Raw genomic sequence first — 8,103 nt, forward strand, 5'->3', positions numbered from 1 at the left:
CGGCGGAAAAGCGCTCAGGATGGCAGCATGTTCGTGTATCCCAGAGCGACGAGCACAAGCGAGATAAGCGTCGTGAAGAAGCTCGCAGCGAAACAATAGGTGCCGCGTCGGAAAGAGCGGATGACGCGGCGGAGCGTCTCTTCCATCTCGTTTTCGCCGAGCGTCGAGAGAAGATGATAGTTCGTCTTCGGGTGGCTGATCGCGCTCCAGCCGACCGAAAGCGTCAGGCAACGCAGATAGAAGAAGCACGCGGCCACGATCAGCGCGGCATCGAGAGCCAGAAAGGTCGCGTAAAGCGCGCGATGGGACGAAGCCGGATAGACGAGCGCATTGAAGAAATAGATGCAGACCGCGAACAGGATCGCGACGAATTGCAGCAGCGAGCCTGAATTGTTCTGGATGCGGCCGATTTCGAGGAGGTGAAGGCCGAGACGTTCCGGCGAGGAAAACCCGTTGTCCGGCGCGGCGATGGCCGGTTCAGCGATTGCCTGATCTGTCATCCGCCCTCTCCCCGAGCCCTGCATTTGGCCCTGACACCTAGCGCGGGCGGCACGTTCCAGCAACCTCTTCGAAAACCCAGTTGTCTGACGGCACCAACCTAGCTATTTTCTTCTCGGGGCATTTTTGGGGGGTGGGACCGTGAAGATCGCATATCTATGCGTAAATTTGGCGCGCGCGCAGCGCGCCGAAAGCATCCCCGTGAAAGCGTTGGAGGTTGCAAACCCCACATAGCGCGCGCTCGCCCGCTGTTTCAATCAGACGCTTTTCATCGCCGATAGCGCGGCCGCGAAGAAGATGACCGCCTCGACGAGAATATCGGGTGCGGGCGGCACGATCCTGAGGCCGCGGCCGTCGCCCTTGTCGCGCATGTTGACCCGGAACTGATAGACGAACGAGATCAGTACCAGCGACAGGAACATGAAGACGACCGAAAACGGCCCGGCATCGATACCGAGCATCCCGGTGGACTTCGCAAACGCGCCGAAACCCGCGCCAGTCACTGCCGCAAGCACCCAGGCAACCACGTTCCACATCGCGCTGCATCCCCCTTTTTTCGAGCGTTAGGGCTTTTGGTGGAACCAAAAGCGCGCTCTGATTTTCGTTGAGCCGGATCTCATACCGGCGTTCCAAGCTCCGTGCATCTTGTCGCAACCGCGCCCGGGCCGTCGCGACAAGGCTGCGCGCGCGATCGCGATCAGCGGTCGATTTCGCCGAACACGATATCGATACTGCCGAGGATGGCCGCCACGTCCGCCAGCATGTGCCCCTTGCACAGGAAGTCCATCGCGGCGAGATGCGGGAAGCCGGGCGCGCGGATCTTGCAGCGATACGGGCGGTTCGTGCCGTCCGCCACGAGATAGACACCGAACTCACCTTTCGGTGCTTCGACGGCGGCATAAACCTCGCCTTCCGGCACGCGAAAGCCCTCGGTATAGAGCTTGAAGTGTTGGATGAGCGCTTCCATCGAGCGCTTCATCTCCTCGCGGCGCGGTGGCGTGACCTTGTTGTTCGGCAGGATCACCGGCCCCTTGCCCGCTGGCGAATTGAGGCGCTCGATGCACTGCTTCATGATGCGGATCGACTGGCGCATCTCCTCCATGCGGATGAGATACCGATCCCAGTTGTCGCCGTTCTTGCCGATCGGAATGTCGAAGTCGAGATCGGCGTAGCACTCGTAAGGTTGGCTCTTGCGCAAATCCCAAGCCGCGCCCGAGCCGCGTATCATGGTGCCGGTGAAGCCCCAAGCCATGGCGTCCTCAAGGCTAACGACACCAATATCGACGGTGCGCTGCTTGAAGATGCGGTTATCGGTGAGAAGCGTATCGAGGTCGGCCAGCACCTTGAGGAAGCTGTCGCACCACGCTTCGATATCGTCGACAAGCGCCTGTGGAAGATCCTGATGCACGCCGCCGGGGCGGAAGTAATTCGCGTGGAGCCGCGCCCCGCTCGCGCGCTCGTAGAACACCATTAGCTTTTCGCGCTCTTCGAAGCCCCAGAGCGGCGGCGTCAACGCGCCGAGGTCGAGCGCGAACGTCGTGACGTTCAGCAAATGGTTGAGGATGCGGCCGATTTCCGAGAAGAGCACGCGGATAAGCTGGCCGCGAATCGGCGGCGTCACGCCAAGCAGCTTCTCGATCGCGAGGCAGAAGGCGTGCTCCTGATTCATCGGCGCGACGTAGTCGAGCCGGTCGAAATAGGGGATCGCCTGAAGATAGGTCTTGTGCTCGATGAGCTTCTCGGTACCGCGATGCAGAAGCCCGATATGCGGATCGACGCGGTGCACGACCTCGCCATCGAGTTCGAGGATCATCCGGAGCACGCCGTGCGCGGCCGGATGCTGCGGCCCGAAATTGATCGTGAAGTTGCGGTTCTCCGGCGGACGCTCCAGGCTTTCAGTTTCCACCTTGTACGCCTCGCTCACCGCGCCGCTGCCGTCAGCCATGGAGCCTCGCTGCCCGATTGTCTTTTATGGTCATGGTCGCTTACGCCTTCGGCGCGGTCGTCGCCTTCTCGTCGCCGGGAAGCAGATAATCGGCGCCCTCCCACGGCGAGAGGAAGTCGAAGCTGCGGAATTCCTGCGGAAGCTTCACCGGCTCGTAGACGACCCGCTTCTGCTCTTCGTCGTAGCGCAATTCGACAAAGCCCGTGAGCGGGAAGTCCTTGCGCAGCGGATGGCCGCGGAAACCGTAGTCCGTGAGGATGCGGCGCAGGTCTGGATGACCTTCGAACAGGATGCCGTAAAGGTCGTAGGCTTCGCGCTCGAACCAGTTCGCGGCGGGAAACACCCCGACAAGGCTCGGCACCGGCGTTGCGGCATCGGTCGTTGTCTTCAGCCTCACGCGCAAATTCTGATACATGCTGAGGAAATGATAGACGACATCGAAGCGTTCGGCGCGCTCGGGGTAATCCACACCGCAGATGTCGACGAGGATCGTGAAGCGCCACGCCGGATCGCTCCGCAGAAATTCGGCGATGGCTGGAATGCGGGCGCGATCCACCATCACGGTCAGTTCGCCGAGCGCGAACCGTGTCTCCGTGACGCCTTCGGGGAAAGCGCCCTTCAGTGCCTCGGCCAGCGCTTCGAGCTTCACCGTGTTCGTCATCGATTCGCCTATCGTTCAATCGTGCCGGTGCGGCGGATTTTCTTCTGCAAAAGCATGATGCCATAAAGCAGCGCTTCAGCCGAGGGCGGGCAGCCGGGGATGTAGACATCGACCGGCACGACGCGATCACAGCCGCGCACCACCGAATAGGAATAGTGGTAATAGCCGCCGCCGTTCGCGCAGGAACCCATGGAGATAACGTAGCGCGGCTCCGGCATCTGGTCGTAGACCTTGCGGAGCGCGGGCGCCATCTTGTTGCACAGCGTGCCGGCGACGATCATCAGGTCCGACTGGCGCGGGCTTGCGCGCGGCGCCGTGCCGAAACGCTCGAGATCGTAGCGCGGCATCGACACCTGTATCATTTCCACGGCGCAGCAGGCAAGGCCGAACGTCATCCACATGAGCGAGCCGGTGCGCGCCCAGTTGATCACATCCTCCGTGCTCGTGACGAGGAAACCCTTGTCCGCAAGCTGGGCGTTCAGCCCGTCGAAGTCGACGGCGGCTCCGGCCCCAGGGCGGCCTGGAGTGTCATAAAATGGCAGTGGAAATCCGGGCGTGGTCATCGAACCTACAGTGAGCGCTTTACCTTGTTCGATATATGGCGAGATGGTGGCAAACGCCAAGCGGTTTTTGCCGCTCGGCCGCGTGACATAAGGGCGGAGGCGGCTACCCGTCAAACCATGCAAGCACTTAGGCTTGCAACACTTCGCAAGGATGCGCTAAAGAGCGCAATAGTCCTTAATTGATAATGTGTCTCTCTCAAATGAAAAATGTTGTCGACCACATTCCGGTTTTCCTCATCAATCTTGACCGGGCGCCTCATCGCCTCGCCCGCATGGACGAGAAGCTAAGCTCTCTCGGCATCGCCTACGAGCGGTTTGCGGCCATCGACGGCAGAACGCTTCCAGCCGGATCCGTCGAAATCGTTGCCCCGGTGGAGTCCTGGCTAGGCAAAGGCAGGCCCGTGGTCGGAGAAGTCGGAAATTTTCTAAGCCACCGTCATCTGCTTGAGCTGATCGTCGAACGCGGACACGAGCGCGCCTGCATCATCGAGGATGATGTGGACTTTGATCCCTGCTTTCCGGTCTTCCTGGACGCCAAGCTATTATGGCCAACCGGCACTGACGTGTTGAAATTGGAGATCGCTTTTCCTGAACCTAGGGTTCGTGTGATGACTCTCGGAAAATTCGGAGAGTGCGAGCTTGTTTTTGTTGTCCAGGGCGGAGAGCCCGGCTGCGCCGCTTATATTATAACGCAGGAAGGCGCGAGAAAGCTTCTTCCCCAGCTACGGCAAATGACCGATATCTTCGATTGGCAGGCGTTCTCATATACACGGAGCGGGCTTTCGATCGCCCACATCCTCCCCCTTCCGGTTTGGCAGGAACTCGCCACGGAAATGGAGCGTAGCAAATCGAAGCAGCGCAAAAGAAAGACACGGTCCAAAAGGATTTGGCACAGCATTCGTAAAAGATGGTCGCTTCTGCGAAAGCGCGTTCAGGAAATTCGATTCTGTCTGCATTCCCATGGCCTGAAGAACACCGTGACATTAATCGTAAGCCCCAGCTGGCGCGCCACCAGATAGAGCAAGGCGGGCTCAATCCCAGTCGAGCGCGCCCTTCTTCCATTCGTAGATGAAGCCGATGGTCAGCACCGAAAGGAACGCCATCATCGCCCAGAAACCTGCGACCCCTGCCTCCTTGAACGCCACCGCCCAAGGGAAAAGGAAGGCCACTTCGAGGTCGAAGATGATGAACAGGATCGCGACGAGATAAAAGCGCACGTCGAACTTCATGCGAGCGTCGTCGAAAGCCGGGAAGCCGCATTCATACGCGGCCACCTTCTCCGGGTCGGGGTTGTTCGGTGCGACGAAGAACGGGGCGACAAGCAGCCCAAGCCCGATGATGAGCGAAACGCCAAGGAAGATCACAAGCGGAAAATATTGCTGAAGCAGTTCGGTCATGAGGCTCGTTCGCGATTGGGGGCGACTGCGCTGTGCGGCGATCCCTCTTTTTTGCACGATTTACGCATCGTACGCAACGGCGCTTCTTCGCAACCAACTGCGATCGGACAGGCTCCGGCGGAAACTTCAGGCTGCCTTCTCCTGATTACGCAGACGCAGATCGCGGCCCCGCTCCGCCAGGCGCTTCACCGTCGAGATGAAACAATCGCTTTTCAGCGGCTTCGCCATATAACCGTCAGCGCCGGCAGACGCGTGATACTCCGCCGCGCCCTTCATCGCGTCGGCGGTGAGCGACAGGATCGGAATGTCCCGCTTCCAGTCGGCACGGTGCCGGATGATCCTTATAGCCTCGACGCCATTCATGATGGGCATCTGGCTGTCCATGATGATGAGATCGTAATCGCGCTTTTCGAGCTTCACGAGCACCTGCTGGCCGTTTTCAGCCGAATGCGTCTCGCATCCGGCGGCTTGCAGGAGCGCGAGCGCAAGCTTGAGGTTGATCGGGTGGTCTTCGGCGACGAGCACATCGTAGACGCAGGGCGTGAGCTGCGCGGTTTCCTCCGCGCCCGCGCTGCCGCTGCTCTGCGCAGGCGGTAATTGCAGTTGATCGTTGTCGAGCCACAGCGGCAACCAGACAAGGAATGTCGAACCTTCTCCGCGCTCGCTTTCGACCGTGATGGTGCCGCCCATCAGTTCGGTGAGTTCCTTCGCGATGGCGAGGCCAAGGCCGCTACCCTGGACCTTGCCGGAACAAGTGTCATCAGCCTGATAGAAGCGGTTGAAAATCTTGCGCAAGCGGTCGGGGGCGATGCCCGGCCCGGTGTCGTTAACGGAAAAGGCCAGCCCGTTGTTTTCGGCTGAAATCGATAGCGTCACCTCGCCAGTTTCGGTGAACTTGATCGCGTTGCCGAGCAGGTTGACGAGGATCTGGCGAATGCGCTCCACGTCGCCGATGGCAATTGTCTGCGACGGCAAGGTACTGCAGACCTTCAATTGCAGAGCCTTCTCCTCGGCGAGCGCCTGAAGCGAGCGTGCCGCCGAAATCAGCTGAACCAGCTTGAACGGGGCGCTCTGGATTTCGAGTGTGCCGCGTTCGATCTTGCCGAGATCAAGGATCTCGTCGATCAGCGACATGAGCGACTTGGACGACGATTGGATAAGGGTCGCGTAATCGCGCTGCGTGTCGCTCAGATTGCCTTGAAGCAGCAACTCGTTGAATCCGATGATGCCGTTCATCGGCGTACGCATTTCGTGGCTCATATTGGTGAGGAACTGGCTCTTTGCCCTGTCGGCCGCCTCGGCGCGCGCACGCGCATCCTCAAGTTCGGCCTGTTGACGCTTCAGGGAGCTGATATCGGTCCAAATGCGTACGGTTTCGTTGTTTTCCATCCGCTTGTGGCGCCGTGACATCCAGCAACCGTTAGCGAATCGCATGTGGATTTCAGAAAACGCGTGCTTGGAAGCGGTAAGCTGACGGTCCAGCCAGCGGTCGGGATCCTCGCATCCAATGTCGATCAGCCCTCTCGCAAGTGTGCTTCGCAACAGATCCTCGAACGATGCTCCGGGGCCGAGGGCGTCTTCGATTCCTTCGTGAAGCTTGGTAAACGCTTCATTGGCGATGAGCAGCCGATCGTTTTCGTCGTAAATGGCGAAACCGTCCGATATGGCCTCGACCGCAGCGCGCAAGCGTCCCTCGGCCTTGCTGCTGCCGAGAACCGCTTTGGTAACGTCGCAATCCCGGCCGACGCAAAACGTAATGTCGCGCTGAATGGCGACGAACCCGCGTATATGCCCGTCGGCGTCGAGCAGCGGCATCACTTCGAGGTCGAACCAGACGGGAATGCCCCGTCTCTCGCCCAGAACCTGCGTTTTCACGGGTTCTTTCGCTTCGAGCGCATGCAGCAGCGCTGCCGCGACAGCATTTCTGTTCATGCCGGGCGATTGCAGGAGCGAAGACGGTGTGCGCGCGGCAATTTCGTGCGCGGGAACACCCGTGAGCCGCGCGAAGCCCGCGTTGGCCCATAGGAATTTGCCTGTCTCGTCCGTTACGACGACCGCATCTTGCATGCTGTCATCCGGCGGAGCGCACATATCTTCCCTTGCAAGGGTTTGCAGGATCATCACCTCGAAATCCATACAGGAGAGTGAACACACTCTGTGAGGACGGTATTATCAGACGATATCGACCGATAAGCCCGATCAATTCCACATCAAACTGCGCGCTTGAGCGTCAGGGTCAAGTGAAATGCCGTAAAGGGAGAAGCCACTGCTTTCACCTTGCTAATACTTGCTGTGAAATTTGACTAAAATACTTCAATATCTCCGCATAAGCCATTGAAATATAATATATTATCCCACATAAACAAGGATATATTCCGTGGTCGCTAAGATGGATATAACCGGGGACGGAAGCGGTTCCAGCCTGTCCAAAAAAAGGAAGCCTACGGACGAAACGCTCTTTTGCCGCCGGTTCGTTGAAACAGGAAACCGGGATGCGCGCGCAATCTCTGGACGCGGCCTGAGGCGGTCGTAGGAGTTCGTTAACGGCCGTCGCCAAAGCGGGGCGGCGTCACTGACGTGAGTCGGCTCCGCTTCCGGTTTGTCGCGCGGCATTCTCCCGTTCGCTCAGGCGTCGCTGAGGCTGTGCGGCCGGGGCGGCGACGCGAGGGGTCTCGCGCGCAAGCGGACGCGGAGCATCGCGTCGCTGCTGCTCTGCCCTCTGATCGGCGGCAGGCCTCGCTACTCGGGGCGGCGCGACCGCGGCAGGAAGCGAAAGCTTCTCCGAGACCTCCGCTTTTGGCTCGAAATTGGCGGTCGGTACGATCTGAACGATCTTGAACCCTTCGATCTCCATGTTGATGAGGATGCTGTCGAGCGCGTCCACGGTCATCTTGCTGGTATCGCGAAGGGCGAGGACGCCTTTGCCTGCTTCCTTGAGGCGCGCGAGGGTTCGGTTGGCGAAAGCAGTGGGCGTGAGACCCTGATCGCCATCGCCCGATTCGATGTCGGCATACCAGAGGCTGACGCCCCGCTCTTCGA

Annotated in this window: 8 protein-coding genes and 1 pseudogene; 1 reads left to right on the forward strand and 8 read right to left on the reverse strand. The window is 59.7% G+C overall.

Annotation, left to right across the window (positions count from 1 at the left end):
• Window positions 1-14 precede the first annotated feature (14 nt).
• From T281_RS07360 to T281_RS07380, 5 genes are all read right to left on the reverse strand, one after another.
• Window positions 15-500, reverse strand: a complete 486-nt coding sequence (locus tag T281_RS07360) for a hypothetical protein (protein ID WP_037236598.1) — start codon at window positions 498-500, stop codon at window positions 15-17.
• Between the two features lie 255 nt (window positions 501-755).
• Window positions 756-1,034 carry a hypothetical protein gene (locus T281_RS07365; RefSeq protein ID WP_037236602.1) on the reverse strand — a complete coding sequence of 93 codons (279 nt, stop codon included), beginning with the start codon at window positions 1,032-1,034 and terminating at the stop codon, window positions 756-758.
• A 161-nt stretch (window positions 1,035-1,195) separates the two neighbouring features.
• Window positions 1,196-2,443, reverse strand: coding sequence for an NADH-quinone oxidoreductase subunit D (locus T281_RS07370; protein ID WP_052037223.1), 1,248 nt, complete (start codon window positions 2,441-2,443; stop codon window positions 1,196-1,198).
• Window positions 2,444-2,483: 40 nt separating this feature from the next.
• Window positions 2,484-3,104, reverse strand: a complete 621-nt coding sequence (locus tag T281_RS07375; RefSeq protein ID WP_037236605.1) for an NADH-quinone oxidoreductase subunit C — start codon at window positions 3,102-3,104, stop codon at window positions 2,484-2,486.
• 8 nt (window positions 3,105-3,112) lie between these two features.
• Complete coding sequence (locus T281_RS07380) at window positions 3,113-3,667, reverse strand: NuoB/complex I 20 kDa subunit family protein (protein ID WP_013421196.1); 555 nt, start codon at window positions 3,665-3,667, stop codon at window positions 3,113-3,115.
• Between the two features lie 200 nt (window positions 3,668-3,867).
• Between T281_RS07380 and T281_RS17585 the strand changes: the two genes are divergently transcribed.
• On the forward strand, window positions 3,868-4,686 hold the full coding sequence (locus T281_RS17585) for a glycosyltransferase family 25 protein (protein ID WP_052037224.1): 819 nt from the start codon (window positions 3,868-3,870) through the stop codon (window positions 4,684-4,686).
• A gap of 12 nt (window positions 4,687-4,698) precedes the next feature.
• Here the strand turns inward: T281_RS17585 and T281_RS07390 are convergent, their stop codons facing one another.
• The 3 genes and pseudogenes from T281_RS07390 to T281_RS19075 form a co-directional block, all read right to left on the reverse strand.
• Window positions 4,699-5,064, reverse strand: a complete 366-nt coding sequence (locus T281_RS07390) for an NADH-quinone oxidoreductase subunit A (protein ID WP_013421194.1) — start codon at window positions 5,062-5,064, stop codon at window positions 4,699-4,701.
• A gap of 126 nt (window positions 5,065-5,190) precedes the next feature.
• Window positions 5,191-7,131, reverse strand: a complete 1,941-nt coding sequence (locus tag T281_RS17590) for a hybrid sensor histidine kinase/response regulator (protein WP_162173134.1) — start codon at window positions 7,129-7,131, stop codon at window positions 5,191-5,193.
• 502 nt (window positions 7,132-7,633) lie between these two features.
• Window positions 7,634-8,103 (reverse strand): annotated as a pseudogene (locus T281_RS19075) (hypothetical protein); the annotation flags it as partial.

Source organism: Rhodomicrobium udaipurense JA643 (assembly GCF_000636015.1).
In the GTDB taxonomy this organism is placed as follows: Bacteria; Pseudomonadota; Alphaproteobacteria; order Rhizobiales; family Rhodomicrobiaceae; genus Rhodomicrobium; species Rhodomicrobium udaipurense.